The following is a 16,626-nucleotide window of genomic DNA, read 5'->3' as shown; positions in this document are numbered from 1 at the left end:
GACCTTTCCATTACTGAAAAGGTCTTTTGCTTTAGTACCCTGCGGATTATTTTCCGTAAACTATCCAGGAAGCTTTCGACCAGTCATTAGCAGGATCGATCGCACCTATATAGTTGGTTTTATCAAAGAATGAATCGGATAAGGAGCCATCAAACTTGCCCGCAACAATTGCCGGTGAACCTGTTTTAGGCAATAAGTTTGGAGCAGCATTGTTAAACGGATCGGTCAACATAATATCTGCTGCAGCAGTGAATGATTTTGTGCCATCACGGCCTTCAACTAAAGCTTTCAAACCTGCTGCGTCCAATAAACCAGCTGTAGCCAATTTGTCAACTTTATAAGGTGAAGTTACCGCCTGTAACAAGCTGTTTTTTAAACCGCTTGTCCCGGCAATATAATACTGCGCGGTTGGGTCATTATCCAGGTCTAAGCCCGCTTTTTGCCCCCCCATTACTATGGCATTAGCCAAAATAAATTTTGCACCTCTTCTCCAGCGCATACCGTAACCATAATCCGCAGATACTCCTGTGGCGTTATTAGGCCCTACAGCCGTAAAGTTCGACAACAAAGGGAATGTGTTAGGAGTTAATAAATAACCTTTAGCATCTGTTGTGTTATCCACTTCAAAATTGTTGGAGATATCACCGCTGGTACCTTTATTATCTGTAAATGCCGGATCTTTAACAGAGATCGCGTATTGGATCTTACCGTGATATCCGTCATCAAAATCAAAGTCATCATCAGCGTTGTTATAGGCAACCAGGTATTTAGCATTAAATGAACCCCCGAAAAACTCGTAAGCATCGTCAAGGCCGCGAAGCACTTCAATGTGGTCTATTTTGGTGCCGCTCCCTACGGTATACATACTTAAGCCGTTTACTTCATCACCAGGGTTAACCGCTTTACCGGCATATTCAATACGTACATATTGTAAAACACCTGAATTATCAGCATCGTTTGTGCCGCCGAATGGCTGGTGCTCGGTATCTACGCCACCTTCCAAAACAGCGTGGTTGCCATTACCCGTAGCCGATCCAACGATCACAAGGCCACCGAAATTACCTGGTTTCGGGTCAGCCTCCGCCGAGGTGAAAACAATTGGCTTATCAGCAGTTCCGGCGGCATTGATCTTGCTTCCTTTATAAATGATGAGGACACCTGCTGAGTCTTTATTGCTCACAATTTTGGTTCCCGGATCGATGGTTAAAGTTGCGTTATTATCCACGTAAACGTAACCGCGAAGCCTGTAAGTGATATCGGCGGTCCAGTGCGTGTCTTTAGTAATCTTTCCCCTAACATCCATTTTGGTAACAGCAGGAGGATTAACCGGCGGATTTGTACCCGGGTCATTGTTTTTTGAGCAGGAAGCTAATCCTATCATGGCTAATGAGCCAAGTAAATACAACGTTTTTTTCATAATAATTGTTAATAATAATTGATAATAAATTGAAGGCCTTTTACTGTATAGCGTGATTATTTTTTGAAACTGAAATTATATTTAAACGAAAGGGTTGTTCCAAAACCCGAATAACGGCTTTGGATTATTTTATCCTCTTTAGCATTATATGCGGTACTCCCCGAGCTTCCGTAATTATTATACAATGCAAAAGGCTGCGCAAGCAGGTCGGATACGGTCAGTTTAAGCTCGGCACGCTTTTTAAATAAAGCCTTACTTAGCTGCATATCGATCACATTCCGTGGCTTCTCATAGATGTCCACACCACCGGTAACGGCCCTGAAACGTAAACGCTCCCCTATCCTGTTATAAAGCACGTTGAAAGAAAAATCAGTACCTTCGGGTGTATAATACAGGCCCGAGTTAATCAGGTAGGGTGACTGTCCCTGAAGGGGGGTAGACGCGTTACGGCCATCAGCCAGCTTTACCTTGGCATTGATATAGGAAGCATTCACATAAAATGTTACATCATTCAAGAAACTTCCCTCAGCAATAAAATTCAGTTTCTTCCTCATCTCGGCTTCAAAACCGAAATCCTTGGCATTGAGCGCATTCTGATAAGTCAAAATATCGTTACCCTGATTAATCTGCTCGATCGGATTCTTAAATTTCTTGTAAAAAGCCGAAACCGAGATGATCTCCCCTCCTGACGGGTAATATTCAAAGCGAAGGTCTGCGTTATCAATTATACTTCGCTGCAGGTCCGGGTTACCGCTGACGATAAAGTTAGTCTGGTAGTCAAAATAGCGAAAACTGGCAAGCTCTCTGAACTCCGGACGGTTTACCGACCTGAAGTATGCCGCACGTAAATTGACCTTCTCCGATAAACTATAGGTCAGGTTACCCGAAGGCAGAACATCAGTATTATTATATTTCTGTTCGGTCTGGCCCAGCGGTTTGAGCGATTGCGCATACCGTTCAACACGTGCCCCCCAAACCAAACGGATTTTTTTGCTCAGCTTATTGTCCAGCATCACATACCCCGCGTCCTGATCGGCTTTTCCTTTGTAATCGGTGGAGCTAAGGTCCAGGCGCGACAGATCGATCCCGTTTTGAGCGATACTTTGAGGACTGAACACATTAAAGATCGTATAACCGCCGGTGAGCGGGATTGCTTTGTTTCCGAAGCCGATGGCGTCAGTGTATCCCAGCGCGTCAATGCTGAAATCACGGTCACGATGAGAAATAAGACCACCGAATTTCAATTTCTGCGACTCATTAAGCCACTTGAACGGAACTGCCAGGTTTGCTTTCGCACCGTAAATATTTTCATTTAATTTTGAATACACACGGCCAAGGTCATTAGGTTTGGGGCTGTTTTCGCTGGATAATGAGATATATTCGGGCTGGTTCAAAGGTGTATAGATGGTTACGATCCTTTGATCGGGCTGGTTCCGGTATGATAAACCGTAGGAAGCATTCCAGTCAAAAATAATATTCTTTTTGCCCAGCGTGTGCTGTCCTTCCAATGCAGAAGTATAAATGCCGTTTTGAGTTGTCTCTACAGAGTAGCCTTTGTAGCGCAGCGGGTCTGTTTGACCGGCCTCAAAATTCAGGGCATTGTTGGTTTGCTCGAAGTCAACAGAAAAATCGTTGTTGTAAAGGTTTCTCCAGGCAATTTTGTTTTTTCCGAATGTATAAGCGAAATTCAGCAAACCGCCAAGGCTTTTATAATTGGTGTAAGTATTACGGTCAAAGCTGTACAGAGGAAGCTCTTTCGACGCGTCATTGAACCCGGTATAGCCAATTCTGTCACCAAATGACGCTCGGTGCCCATTGCTGTAGTTCAGACTGAAATTATAACCCAGGCGATTGCCATTAGTATTGGTCTTAGAGTTGCCCGTGGAAAATTGGAAACCAATATTGGGAAGGCTCATTTGCGCTTCTTTATAATAAAAGGTATTGGGAAATTGCTGCGCTATAGCGATTTTTTCGGCACTTGTTGTCCCGGATGTATAGTCTTTTTTCACATTAGAATAAGCTGCAGGCAGCTTTCGTGAACCGTCATCGAATCCAAGGAAATCATATTTACCGTTAGGCCTCGCATCGATAAAGTTATTCTTAAGGGTAGTTTTGGAATTATAGCCAACACTTAGCGCCACTTCCAGGAACCTGCTGTCGGGAATATCTTTGGTAATAGTATTGATCGTACCACCCGCAAAATCACCGGGCAGATCGGGCGTCGCCGTTTTGTACACGATAATATTATCGACAAGACTTGAAGGAATGATGTCAAAAGCAAAAGCTTTTTTATCCGGTTCAGAACTTGGCAGCGTTGTCCCGTTCATCATATTGTTATTATACCTTTCGGATAAACCACGGATAACAACGAATTTGCCCTCCTGCACGCTTGTTCCGCTGACGCGTTTCAAAACGTCACCAGTATTCCGGTCAGGGGATTTACGGATCATATCGGCAGATATACCATCACTTAATTGTATACTATTCTTCTGCCTTGCGTAAAGGGCGTTTACTGAAGCCTGGCGGTATGTAGCTTTCACAACAACTTCATTAAGAGCCTGCGTTGACGATTGGGTCAAAGCGACATCCAGCGAGGTTACTGCACCTGCCTGAACTTCCACATCAGAAACCGATTTGCTCTGGTAACCGATGTATTTAACAACGATACTGTATTTGCCCGGCTGAAGTCCACTCAATATATACCGGCCTTCCACATTGGTGGCAGCGCCCTTGCTGCCGCTCTGTAAGCCAACTGTCGCGCCTATGAGTGTTTCACCAGTCTTTTGGTCGATTACCTTACCGGCAATTTTACCCAATGACTGTGCAAATGAATTGGAGCTTATTAAAAAACTTAAAATAATGAAAGGAAAGAGCCGAGTAAACTTTTGCATAATCTTAAATGACGCTCAAAATTATCGGCGATAAATTAAGCCAATGTTAAGTTCATATTATCAAAAAGAATATATTGAATAATCGATATTATAGACAATATTAAATAGGTCAAGAAGCTTCCAACATTCAAAAAACAAACTCTATTTTAGCACGATCAAATAATTGTAAACAGCGATGGCACAAAAGAAAACAGAAGAGTTCAGTTATCCCGACCAGTTCATCTCAGATGTATCCATAGCACTGTCGCATCCCGGTAGGATCTCTATTATCCGTATCATTGCCCGGAAACCTGGGATTACCACAGGCGAGCTCGTGGAATTTCTACCGTTCGCACAATCTACAGTATCCCACCATTTGAAGGAGTTGATCAAAACCGAATTGATCTCGGTTAGCATCGATGGAAAAAGATCTTTGTATACATTAAATGAAAATATGTGGAGCAGATTCGCCAGACATTATGGTCGCCTCGTGGAAGAACTGGGCATACCGGATTCCCACGAAGCTGAACCGGAACAACATTAATTTATATTCTATAATATCGTATCTATGCCCGGTTCAAATATGGATATCAATAAAGCAGATCTGGAACTTTGCAACTTTGCCAGGTTGCTGGCGCTCCCAATCAGGGTATATATCTTCAAAGCGCTTATCGCTAATAACAACATACTATCTCAAGAGGTATTGCTTTCTCTTCCTTTTAACCCAGGGCAATTAACGAAGCATATAACCGATCTTAAAAAAGCAGGCTTTGTAACCATCAGACGCGAGAATAGAAAGATCAGATATGAGCTTAAAACATCCGATATAAAGCGCCCTGCCAGGCAGTTGGCCGATCTTTTCAAAATCATCGGCAGCTACGCACCTATTGAGCCACTAAACCCTAACACCGCCGCTTCCGGGAAAGAGAGCCTCCCACCTGCCGCTTTGAGCTTTGGTAGGTTGATCAAAAAGTATAGGACAACATTAAAGTTTTCACAAGAATATTTATCCGCAGAACTTGGAATGAACCGGAGCGACTTAAGCAGGATAGAATCAAATAAAAAGGACTTTCCTCCGGGGAAGCTACAATTGCTGGCGCTGGCACTATCTGTTGAATATGATGTATTAAAAAAGCAATTCTATAGCTTCAAAATTGTGGAAATGGTTGACAAAAGCGGGTTTGACGAGGCCGTATTAAAAAATGTCAGTCACGTGCTGCAGGCCGGCATTCCCGTCTCCGAACATTTCCCAACCAAGCGGGCTACCCGATAAAGGCTGTTTATATTACATTCATATGTTATGTAGGAGATTGTCACGCCCCCTTAGTGATATCCTTTTTAATGCAATGGCTGAGCATAATTCAGTATAACATTAAATGTATATTAAAGGCAACAAGCGAAGATTGAATCGATCTTACGATATAAACTCATTTTTCATGCAATTTAATCTTCATATGTAACCTGTTTAATACCAATTGCCCAACTTGCTCACCCTCTTCTGTTCCAACTATGCAGGAATTTTTAAAATGTATACCGCCATAAACGCGCGATATGCCCGCTTCCATTGCTGCTTCCCTAAAAGATCTAAAGCTACGGGGTGCTATTCCAAACTCAGTCTCTGATGTATCCCGGTATGCAAAATTATCTCCGAATTGGTTGGTCAAAATCTCGGCTGCTGCTGCCGAGATTACAGCATGGCCGCTTACGTATTCGGGGAATGAGGGCGTTTGAATATATGTTTTCCAGTCAGGGTCCAAATATTTGGTTATTACAGTCTCGGGGCGAACTAAATTATATTTATACTTAAAATACCAGCAATTGATAAATGCATCGAATAAAGCAATCGATGTTTCAGCATATGCACAAACTGTGCTGCTAAAATCGGCCTTGCACGTTTCTGAGGCTATCCCCGCGATATTCATCCAATGCCCGCCCGGTGAGAACTTCTTAGTTCCAAAGGTGGCATGTCCCACAACGTTTAACTTAAAGGCATTATCATCCCAAAAATCAGCGATGTGTTTTTGCTCTTTGGTAAGATTTGTACCAATAGACTTTACATCTAATACGTCCTTATAAAACTGGCTATTTATGTCCTTCATATCAAATAAAGGAGGTCGTGGTGGCGCCACTTGCGAAGCAGAATCGAGTATCAAAGGCCTGATCTCTCCCCAATGCGGTTCCAATGCTTGTGAATACATAGGTGGTGTAGGTACCCAACGCCCTTCTTTTTTTGTAACCGTGTATTTGTTAGCGGATCGTGTTTGTGCATAATGATCCGTTTTGCTCCATTTCATAATGTGCTTTGCAACTACATCTGAATAGTTCACCGAATGCTCAAATACATCAGAAGGCATTCCGCCATCTTTTGCTTTCTTTTTTAATGCATCGACATATTCATCCATACTCCCCTCTGGAAATGTAACCGCATTCCCTACATAGCAAAAGGCAAGCAAGGATGCAAACGGGTAATCAATTTCAACACCCGGAGCAGGTTTTGGGGTAGCGGTTAAATGCCTGATTTGACCTGCCAACGACCGGAATTTTTTAGGATCCTGGGCGGATATTACCTCGTATGCGGCGATGTTAGCATACGCATAGTTACGGGAAGCAATGACTGGGGGGAAATTATTTTCAAGTATAATGTCATTTAATTTTTTTTCCGTAATACGGTACAATTCCGGGTTATCAGTTATCTTTTGATAATCAGTTTTTTGGCAGGAACTAAGCAAAATGATAATCCCTGAAAGCCAAAGTAAAAAACGATTCATAAAAATTTATTAATTGTGACGCAGCATAGCTACTATATGAAAAGGTGCTTTTATTTGATAATAGTCATTGGCTCCGAAAAAGCCTTGTCGCTATCCAAAAATGATAGCGACATTTAAATCTACGGCCCATGGTAATTAGTCGGAACTATTGTCCCGGTATCTTCGGGCTTTGAAATTTGCTGCGTTTTGCGATAAAACAGATGCTTACCAATATTGCCGCATGTATTAATTGTATTTCGTCTGATTAATTATTAAAATTAAAGCTTAAACATGTCGCTTATAAATTGCCTTTTTTTAACTCATCCACAGCATAGTGAGCCGCGCGTGCGGTAAGCGCCATGTAAGTGAGCGATGGGTTTTGACAGGCGCTTGAAGTCATGCAGGCCCCATCAGTTACAAACACATTTTGCGCGTCCCAAACCTGATTGTGCGCGTTGAGTACCGATGTTTTTGGATCTTTACCCATACGTGCACTCCCCATCTCGTGAATGCCCTGACCAATTGCATAATTTTTATCCCAGGTTGTGATATTCTTTACCCCGGCCGCTTCATACATGGCCACCAATTCTTTAATAATATCCCTACGCATGCTTAGCTCATTCTCTTTCAAACCCGCATCCATTGAAAGTACAGGCAGCCCCCACTTATCTTTCACATCTTTATTAAGCGTTATTTTGTTATCGTGATAGGGCAAAATTTCACCAAAACCTGTCGCTCCGATATGCCATGCACCAGGTTCTGTAAGTGCATCTTTAAAATCAGCACCTATATTCATTTCCGCAACATCCCGGCTCCAGCCGTCCCTGCTGGCGCTTCCCTGGTAACCATAGCCGCGCAGGAAGTCCCTTTTATCACCAAACAAGTTAACAAAACGGGGAATATAAAAACCATTCGCCCTGCGGCCAAAATAGTATTTGTCTTCGAAGCCTTCTATTGTTCCTTGTGCGCCGAGCATATAATGATGATCCATAATATTATGTCCTAATTCGCCGCTGCTACTGCCTAATCCGCCTTGCCATACATCTGTTGCGGTATTCATCAAAACCCATGCACTGTTCAGTGCAGAAGCATTCAGGAATACAATTTTTGAATAAAATTCATAGGTTTTATTCGTTTCGCCATCCAGCACCTCAACACCCGTCGCTTTGCTGGTGTCTTTATCGTACAAAATTTTGGTTACGATTGACCATGGCCTCACGGTAAGGTTACCCGTTGCCATTGCTGCGGGCAGCGTTGAAGATTGGGTACTGAAATAGCCGCCAAATGGGCAACCCTCCCAGCACCGGTTTCTAAACTGACACTGCGTTCTTGCCTGGATAGGCGCGGTAAGATTGGCCACGCGGCCTATAAACATGTGGCGCTGTCCCTTGTAAAAAGCTTTTATTCTTGATGCCACATCTTTTTCCACACAATTTAGTTGCATAGGCGGCAAGTAGTGCCCATCGGGTAAATGGGGCAAGCCCTCCGTCGATCCACTTATTCCGGCAAATTTTTCTACATAGTCATACCATGGCGCCAGTTCTTTATAACGAATAGGCCAATCAACAGCAATACCATCTTTTGCATTAGCTTCAAAATCAAAATCACTCCACCGGTAGCTTTGCCGCCCCCATAAAGTAGACCTTCCGCCTAACTGATATGAACGCCACCAGGTAAACGGTTTAACTTCCACATAGGGACAATCTTTTTCATTTACCCATGACTTCATCAGGGGTTCCTGGGCCGCGGTCCCGTACATAGCCCAATCCCGGGATATAACAGGGTTATCTGTTTTCTGCTGTAAGGTAGCATTGCCCCGGTGTTCAAATTCCCATGGATCTTTTGTAGCGGTAACATAATCCTTTATATGCTCATAATTACGACCGCGTTCAAGCATTAATACTTTCAGCCCTTTTTCGGTTAATTCCTTTGCAGCCCATCCGCCGCTAATCCCCGAGCCGATTACAATAGCATCGTAGGTGTTTTGAATTTTAGCTTTGGTATTTACGTTCAATGAATCTATTGGCATTTGACTATATTTAGATTTATGGTATTCGGTTAAATTATAGTTCGGCAATTTCTATTTTTCGGTAATAAATTTCTGCTTCTTCGGATTGTATAATTATCCGCCCATCATTCAACGATGGTAATTCGGTTGTATTTTACTACCACCCTATTTACAATGCAGGTAATTTTATTTTATCACTATTCCCTTTACTGTATTCCATTTACTCCTTTTTTATCCGGAGCCTTTACCAGTACCTCTGTTTTATCATTATTTTTAGCTACGATCAGCAGCTTATTGTTTCCGGCTTTAATCTCTTTTATATCACGTACGGCCCCTTTTATTACGATGCCGCTTACCTGAGGCTTAACTGCCGTAAAGCCACCTTTCCCGTCTCCTTTAAGCAGCAGTCCATAGCTGGCATCGTAGATCCCTGCTTCCGGTTTTGACTGGTAAAAGTTGCCTCCCAGCACAATGTCCTTTTTCCCATCCCCGTCATAGTCTTTCACCACCAGCCCAAAAACCGTCGAAAACTGCGCCTCCACCGGCAATGGCTTCATCAGGAACTTGCCATTCCGCTTATTCAGCAGCACACTGCTCCGCATTTCGCAGGCATCCAGCTTAACCATCTTTTGTAACAGGTCCCTGCCAAATATATCTTCCATCGTTTGTTCCTTATACTGGGCGTACCGCAGGTATTTCTTCTTCAGATAAGGAAGTTCGCCTACCAGGTCATGCCTCAGTGCCATCGGGTATTGTTTGTCGCCGTTATAGGTGCATATTATATCTTCTATGCTGCCCGTGCCGCTAAAGTCCCCAACATACATGCTTACCGGCTTCGCTCTGGTTGCCTTAAACCTGGAGTTTAGCCCGTGATTGCCGGCTACTATATCCGGGTAACCATCGCCGTCTATGTCCGCAATCTCCAGGCGGTTCCACCACCCATTACTCCACTCCAGACCCGCTTCGCGCGTTACTTCCTTTAAACGCCCCCCTTCATTATGGAATATCCGGATCGGCATATACTCCCCGCAGGTTACCAGGTCTGGTTTTCCGTCGCGGTCATAATCAAACCATTTGGCATCCGTAACCATACCCAATTCCGTTAAGCCCGGGGCCCTCTCCTCGGTTACATCTGTAAAAAAGCCTTTGCCATTATTCTGCAGGAGATAACCCTTGCACGGGTAGCCATATTCACCCGGCTTTAACCGCACTCCAACAAACAGGTCCTGGTCCCCGTCCCCGTCAACATCTGCTGCCGTTACGCAGGAGCTGCTCTCAAACTGAAATGACGGCAGCACCTGTTGCGATTTGCTGAAATTACCCTTCCCATCATTGATATATAGCCGGTCGATCAGATCCGTCGAGTTAGCCGAGAACTCGTTGCCTCCGCTGCATACATACAGGTCCTGGTCCCCGTCGCCATCCGCGTCGAAAAACAAACAGTCCGTATCTTCACTGGCCTTATCCTGCTCAAACAGCTTTTCGTTGCTCCGTTTAAAACGACCCGCCCGGGTTTGGATATATAATGCGCCTGGCTGGTCCTTGGCCCCGCAGATATAGAAGTCTTCCAAACCGTCGCCGTTGACATCGCCTTTACCTATCCGCGGGCCATCCGCCGAGTGCATCTGGAAGATCAGCTTTTCCCTGTCAAAATCTATAAAGTCATTTTCCTTGTGCACAAAGTCTATCCCATGGTTATCTGTACTTTGCTCAAATACCGGCTTTGAACCGGCTGCCCCTCGCACTGCTTTCCCGGGCAGTTCTGATTCAACCTCCTTTACCGTGATCGTCTGGTTCGGTTTTACTCCTTTTAATACTTTCTGCTTACCACAAGGCCATTTTACCGCTATCGAATCGATCTCCTTTATTTTACCTAACCCGAAATTCAAACGGGTGTCTACGCTCGATTCAAATCCCCGCGACGGAACCTGCTCCTGGTAGTTTAAGGTATGATTATAGTATAACGTTACCTGTGCCCCTACGCCAAACCGGTTCCTCCCCTCGCCCTGCAATACTACTTTCAAATATTTATTCGCCGGCTCCAGCTTCCTGCTGTTGTTTCGGTAGATAAAGGCCGGCATATTTACATTGTTCACCACCAGGTCAAGCGCCCCATCGTTATTTAAATCACCATACGCCGAACCATTCGAAAAACCCGGATCACCAAGTCCCCATTCGACTGCCTTATTGGTAAATGTCAGGTCCCCATTGTTTCGGTAGGCATAGTTAGGCACAGCCTCCGAGGGCATACTATCTATTAGCTTCTTGTAATTTATGCCTTTGTTTGTCCAAACACTTCCCATTCCGTTCCGATCGGATAAACGTTGAATATAGTCCTGGTTTGTTAAGTCCTTATAAATACCGTTAGCGATAAAAACATCTTTGAATCCATCATTGTCAAGATCAGTGATCAACGCTCCCCAGCTCCAATCGGTTGCATGAACTCCCGAAAGCCGGCCTATCTCGCTAAAAGTTCCGTTGCCATTATTTAATTGGAGCGTGTTCCTGGTAAACTGGTGATAATAATCATATCTTAAATCAAGCTGGTATTTATCCCAGTTTTCAAAAGTGGTATTTGTTTTAAGCCTTGATTCTGATGCCGGAAGCATATCCGTCACAAAAATATCAGGATGTGCATCGTTGTTGATATCGGCCAGGTCGGCTCCCATTGATGCATTACTAATGCTTTTCATCTGATCCTCAAGCGATTCTTTAAACGTACCGTTGTGATTATTAATATATAGATAATCACGTTCAAAAAAATCGTTGGAAACATAGATGTCGTCCCAGCCATCCCCATTTACATCTCCCACACTTACCCCCAAACCAAAACCAATCACACTACCATAAATACCGGCCTGTTCACTCACATCGGTAAAATGGCCGCCATCATTCCTGAATAATTTTTGCCCTCCCAATAAATCTCTTTTATTCCGTTCATTGTTCTGAATATTAAAGCTACCGATTGCCTTAAAAGAATTGCTTAACATAAAGAGGTCCAGGTCTCCGTCATGATCATAATCAAAGAAAACAGCGTGGGTTGAGTATCCATTTACGCCAATTCCATATTCTTTTGCCCGTTCGGTAAAGGTGAGATTACCGTTGTTGATGTATAATTCATTCTGCTTATGATCGCCTTTAACATCGCCACTATTGCAAACATAAATATCCAACAACCCATCACCATTAACATCGGCCATAGTAACACCGGTAGACCATCTGCCGAGCTTGGTAATTCCGGCTTTCCCGGTTATGTCTTCAAGCTGAAAATTGCCTTTGTTTAAATATAGATGACTGGGCACCATGTTGCCCACCAAAAAAATATCCGGCAATCCGTCATTATTGATATCTCCTATTGCTACACCGCCACCGTTATAAAAATTACGATAAGTAAAAATATTGAAATTAGCATCATACGATAATTGGTTAACAAAATCGATATGCGTTTCATTGGAATTTAAAAGTTCAAAAAGTTTATTGCCACCTCCGCTTTGCTTTTTCTGGCAACTGGTTAAAGCCAATAAAAAGAACACAAAACAGTACCTGATGCTAAAAACATCATGAATAGTTTTTTCTGTCAAAAAAGTAAAATTCACCTTATTTTTTTTCATCTGTCAGTAAATCAGTGTAATCTACTTTTACATGGGCGTCATCATATTTCCCGATGATAATTCTACGGTTGCCATCTACCTGCACAAAAATCGTCCCTTTAGCCGGGTCCGTTATACGGATAAAGTCCTTTTCCTTATACCATTTTTTCAGCATATTTAATACATCCAACTGCAGGCTATCAGCAAACATTTGTTTATTCCAAGGGGCGAAAGCATCGTAACTAAAACTCACTCTCATTTTGCTAATCTTACCTTGCCGAAAATCAGGGTAGAAATTCATGGAAGCCGGATATTTCAATTCCTTATTTAGTTTGTATAAAACTGTTGTATTGCCGGGGCCTGCAAAAAAGATCCCTTTTTTATTCATTTCCCAACAGTGGGTATAAAACTCTTTTGAGGTCATCCCTAATTTTATTCCCTGAAACAGGCTATCTCTTCTCACCCCCCGCGAAAGTTCACTCGCTACTACGTTTTCATACTTTCTGTCGTCTGAATTACAAGAAAATACAGAAATGAGGCATAAAACAACCAGGATCCCTTTAAAATATCTCATAGTTAACCACCATCTTATTTAAAACTCAACACCTCTGTTTTATCATTATTTTTAGCTACAATCAGCAGCTTGTTGTTTCCGGCTTTAATCTCTTTTATATCACGTACGGCCCCTTTTATTACGATGCCGCTTACCTGAGGTTTAACTGCCGTAAAGCCACCTTTCCCGTCTCCTTTAAGCAGCAGTCCATAGCTGGCATCGTAGATCCCTGCTTCCGGTTTTGACTGGTAAAAGTTGCCTCCCAGCACAATGTCCTTTTTCCCATCCCCGTCATAGTCTTTCACCACCAGCCCAAAAACCGTCGAAAACTGCGCCTCCACCGGCAATGGCTTCATCAGGAACTTGCCATTCCGCTTATTCAGCAGCACACTGCTCCGCATTTCGCAGGCATCCAGCTTAACCATCTTTTGTAACAGGTCCCTGCCAAATATATCTTCCATCGTTTGTTCCTTATACTGGGCGTACCGCAGGTATTTCTTCTTCAGATAAGGAAGTTCGCCTACCAGGTCATGCCTCAGTGCCATCGGGTATTGTTTGTCGCCGTTATAGGTGCATACTATATCTTCTATGCTGCCCGTGCCGCTAAAGTCCCCAACATACATGCTTACCGGCTTCGCTCTGGTTGCCTTAAACCTGGAGTTTAGCCCGTGATTGCCGGCTACTATATCCGGGTAACCATCGCCGTCTATGTCCGCAATCTCCAGGCGGTTCCACCACCCATTACTCCACTCCAGACCCGCTTCGCGCGTTACTTCCTTTAAACGCCCCCCTTCATTATGGAATATCCGGATCGGCATATACTCCCCGCAGGTTACCAGGTCTGGTTTTCCGTCGCGGTCATAATCAAACCATTTGGCATCCGTAACCATACCCAATTCCGTTAAGCCCGGGGCCCTCTCCTCGGTTACATCTGTAAAAAAGCCTTTGCCATTATTCTGCAGGAGATAACCCTTGCACGGGTAGCCATATTCACCCGGCTTTAACCGCACTCCAACAAACAGGTCCTGGTCCCCGTCCCCGTCAACATCTGCTGCCGTTACGCAGGAGCTGCTCTCAAACTGAAATGACGGCAGCACCTGTTGCGATTTGCTGAAATTACCCTTCCCATCATTGATATATAGCCGGTCGATCAGATCCGTCGAGTTAGCCGAGAACTCGTTGCCTCCGCTGCATACATACAGGTCCTGGTCCCCGTCGCCATCCGCGTCGAAAAACAAACAGTCCGTATCTTCACTGGCCTTATCCTGCTCAAACAGCTTTTCGTTGCTCCGTTTAAAACGACCCGCCCGGGTTTGGATATATAATGCGCCTGGCTGGTCCTTGGCCCCGCAGATATAGAAGTCTTCCAAACCGTCGCCGTTGACATCGCCTTTACCTATCCGCGGGCCATCCGCCGAGTGCATCTGGAAGATCAGCTTTTCCCTGTCAAAATCTATAAAGTCATTTTCCTTGTGCACAAAGTCTATCCCATGGTTATCTGTACTTTGCTCAAATACCGGCTTTGAACCGGCTGCCCCTCGCACTGCTTTCCCGGGCAGTTCTGATTCAACCTCCTTTACCGTGATCGTCTGGTTCGGTTTTACTCCTTTTAATACTTTCTGCTTACCACAAGGCCATTTTACCGCTATCGAATCGATCTCCTTTATTTTACCTAACCCGAAATTCAAACGGGTGTCTACGCTCGATTCAAATCCCCGCGACGGAACCTGCTCCTGGTAGTTTAAGGTATGATTATAGTATAACGTTACCTGTGCCCCTACGCCAAACCGGTTCCTCCCCTCGCCCTGCAATACTACTTTCAAATATTTATTCGCCGGCTCCAGCTTCCTGCTGTTGTTTCGGTAGATAAAGGCCGGCATATTTACATTGTTCACCACCAGGTCAAGCGCCCCATCGTTATTTAAATCACCATACGCCGAACCATTCGAAAAACCCGGATCACCAAGTCCCCATTCGACTGCCTTATTGGTAAATGTCAGGTCCCCATTGTTTCGGTAGGCATAGTTAGGCACAGCCTCCGAGGGCATACTATCTATTAGCTTCTTAATTACTTCCTTCTCACTACCCATCATTTTTCTTACTTGTATCGGGTTAGCCATAAATTGGATATAATCCTGATCGGTTAGGTCTTTATAAATACCGTTGCTAACGAAAATGTCTTTAAACCCATCATTATCCATATCCGAGATCAGCGCGCCCCAACTCCAGTCGGTTGCATGAACTCCCGAAAGCCGGCCTATCTCGCTGAAGTTTATCTTATTTTCGGCTAAGTTTTTATTCATAACCGGGCCCTGGTTCAGCTGCAAAACATTGCGAAGGAATTGCTGATAATATCCATTTTGGAGGTCGGACTGATACTTATCCCAGTTTTCAAAAGCTGTTTTTGTTTTTAACCTTGATTCCGGTTCAGGAAGCATATCAGTCACATAAATATCAGGATAGCCGTCATTATTGATGTCGGCTATGTCAGCTCCCATTGAGTTTTGGCTCAATTCCCTAATTGCGTCGGTAAGGCACTCTTTAAAGGTGCCGTCGCGATTATTAATGTAGAGGTAATCACGTTCAAAAAAATCGTTGGAAACATAGATATCGTCCCAGCCATCCCCGTTTACATCAGAAATAGTTACACCTAATCCAAAACCAATTTTGCTACTGTATATTCCTGCTTGTTGGGTCACGTCTGTAAAATGACCACCGTCGTTACGATACAGTTTATTCCCACCCAGGGGATCAGGAATATTGCGCTGATCTTTGATCAAATCATAGTTCCCTACCGAACGAAACGAATTATTAAGAAGGTAGCAATCCAGGTCTCCGTCGTGATCGTAATCAAAGAAAACAGCATGAGTACACAAGCCTTTATTATTTAACCCATATTCGGCCGCTTTTTCGGTAAACGTGAGGTTACCATTATTAATGAATAACTGATTACTTCTGTTTTTCCCGGAAAAATCGCCCGACTTACATATATAAATATCCAACAGCCCATCGCCGTTAATATCCGCAAAGGTAACGCCCGTTGACCATACACCTGCCGAAGAGAGCCCAGCCTTATCGGTTATGTCTTCGAACTGAAAGTTGCCTTTGTTTAAATAGAGTCTGTTTGATTTTTGATTTCCGCAAAGGAAAACATCCGGCAAGCCGTCATTATTAATATCTCCAATACCAACACCGCCACCGTTATAAAAATTACGGTAGGTATAAACATTCAATTGTTCGGTATATTTAACATCATTGGCAAAAGTTATTCCCGTGGATGATGAAGGAAGCAGTGAAAAAAGTTTGTTGCCTTCGTCTTTTTTAGGTTCGATGGGATTGCAGCCCATCAAAAATAAAAATGCAAAAAAAGGTACCTGCCGAATATAGCTGGCCTCTGTGCATGAAGCATATATCTTTGCCGCCATAACGGAACGCCAAAAG

9 protein-coding genes are annotated in these 16,626 nt (G+C 43.8%); 2 read left to right on the top strand and 7 right to left on the bottom strand.

Annotation, left to right across the window (positions count from 1 at the left end; all coding sequences use genetic code 11):
- Positions 1-46: 46 nt before the first annotated feature.
- Positions 47-1,417, bottom strand: a complete 1,371-nt coding sequence (locus ABID99_RS04470; protein WP_373613001.1) for a hypothetical protein — start codon at positions 1,415-1,417, stop codon at positions 47-49.
- 56 nt (positions 1,418-1,473) lie between these two features.
- A complete protein-coding gene (locus ABID99_RS04465) occupies positions 1,474-4,308 on the bottom strand; it encodes a TonB-dependent receptor domain-containing protein (RefSeq protein ID WP_373612999.1) in 2,835 nt (944 codons plus the stop codon).
- A gap of 175 nt (positions 4,309-4,483) precedes the next feature.
- Here ABID99_RS04465 and ABID99_RS04460 point away from each other — a divergent pair, with 175 nt between their 5' ends.
- Together ABID99_RS04460 and ABID99_RS04455 are read left to right on the top strand one after the other, a co-directional pair.
- The gene (locus tag ABID99_RS04460) at positions 4,484-4,831 is read left to right on the top strand and encodes a helix-turn-helix transcriptional regulator (protein ID WP_090533366.1); all 348 of its coding nucleotides are present in this window, start codon (positions 4,484-4,486) and stop codon (positions 4,829-4,831) included.
- 24 nt (positions 4,832-4,855) lie between these two features.
- The gene (locus ABID99_RS04455; RefSeq protein ID WP_373612998.1) at positions 4,856-5,560 is read left to right on the top strand and encodes a helix-turn-helix domain-containing protein; all 705 of its coding nucleotides are present in this window, start codon (positions 4,856-4,858) and stop codon (positions 5,558-5,560) included.
- 154 nt (positions 5,561-5,714) lie between these two features.
- Here ABID99_RS04455 and ABID99_RS04450 read toward each other — a convergent pair whose 3' ends face one another.
- The 5 genes from ABID99_RS04450 to ABID99_RS04430 form a co-directional block, all read right to left on the bottom strand.
- A complete protein-coding gene (locus ABID99_RS04450; protein ID WP_373612996.1) occupies positions 5,715-6,818 on the bottom strand; it encodes a vanadium-dependent haloperoxidase in 1,104 nt (367 codons plus the stop codon).
- Between the two features lie 514 nt (positions 6,819-7,332).
- Positions 7,333-9,063, bottom strand: coding sequence for a GMC oxidoreductase (locus ABID99_RS04445; protein ID WP_090533372.1), 1,731 nt, complete (start codon positions 9,061-9,063; stop codon positions 7,333-7,335).
- A 185-nt stretch (positions 9,064-9,248) separates the two neighbouring features.
- Positions 9,249-12,653: a VCBS repeat-containing protein gene (locus ABID99_RS04440; RefSeq protein WP_373612995.1), complete on the bottom strand. Its 3,405-nt coding sequence runs from the start codon at positions 12,651-12,653 to the stop codon at positions 9,249-9,251.
- Positions 12,640-13,206 carry a hypothetical protein gene (locus ABID99_RS04435; RefSeq protein ID WP_139160091.1) on the bottom strand — a complete coding sequence of 189 codons (567 nt, stop codon included), beginning with the start codon at positions 13,204-13,206 and terminating at the stop codon, positions 12,640-12,642. Before ABID99_RS04435 ends, ABID99_RS04440 begins: the two co-directional genes overlap by 14 nt.
- Before the next feature lie 14 nt (positions 13,207-13,220).
- A complete protein-coding gene (locus tag ABID99_RS04430; protein ID WP_373612994.1) occupies positions 13,221-16,610 on the bottom strand; it encodes a VCBS repeat-containing protein in 3,390 nt (1,129 codons plus the stop codon).
- Positions 16,611-16,626: the final 16 nt, after the last annotated feature.

Origin of the sequence: Mucilaginibacter sp. OAE612 (genome assembly GCF_041806395.1) — a bacterium.
Lineage (GTDB): Bacteria > Bacteroidota > Bacteroidia > Sphingobacteriales > Sphingobacteriaceae > Mucilaginibacter > Mucilaginibacter rubeus.
The sequence above is the reverse complement of the archived record's forward strand: the minus strand, read 5'-3'. Positions and strand labels throughout refer to the sequence as shown.

Coding starts and splice junctions, on each gene's coding strand:
- ABID99_RS04470 (WP_373613001.1), bottom strand. CDS start 1,417: ATGAAAAAAACGTTGTATTTACTTGGCTCATTAGCCATGATAGGATTA.
- ABID99_RS04465 (WP_373612999.1), bottom strand. CDS start 4,308: ATGCAAAAGTTTACTCGGCTCTTTCCTTTCATTATTTTAAGTTTTTTA.
- ABID99_RS04460 (WP_090533366.1), top strand. CDS start 4,484: ATGGCACAAAAGAAAACAGAAGAGTTCAGTTATCCCGACCAGTTCATC.
- ABID99_RS04455 (WP_373612998.1), top strand. CDS start 4,856: ATGCCCGGTTCAAATATGGATATCAATAAAGCAGATCTGGAACTTTGC.
- ABID99_RS04445 (WP_090533372.1), bottom strand. CDS start 9,063: ATGCCAATAGATTCATTGAACGTAAATACCAAAGCTAAAATTCAAAAC.
- ABID99_RS04440 (WP_373612995.1), bottom strand. CDS start 12,653: ATGAAAAAAAATAAGGTGAATTTTACTTTTTTGACAGAAAAAACTATT.
- ABID99_RS04435 (WP_139160091.1), bottom strand. CDS start 13,206: ATGAGATATTTTAAAGGGATCCTGGTTGTTTTATGCCTCATTTCTGTA.
- ABID99_RS04430 (WP_373612994.1), bottom strand. CDS start 16,610: ATGGCGGCAAAGATATATGCTTCATGCACAGAGGCCAGCTATATTCGG.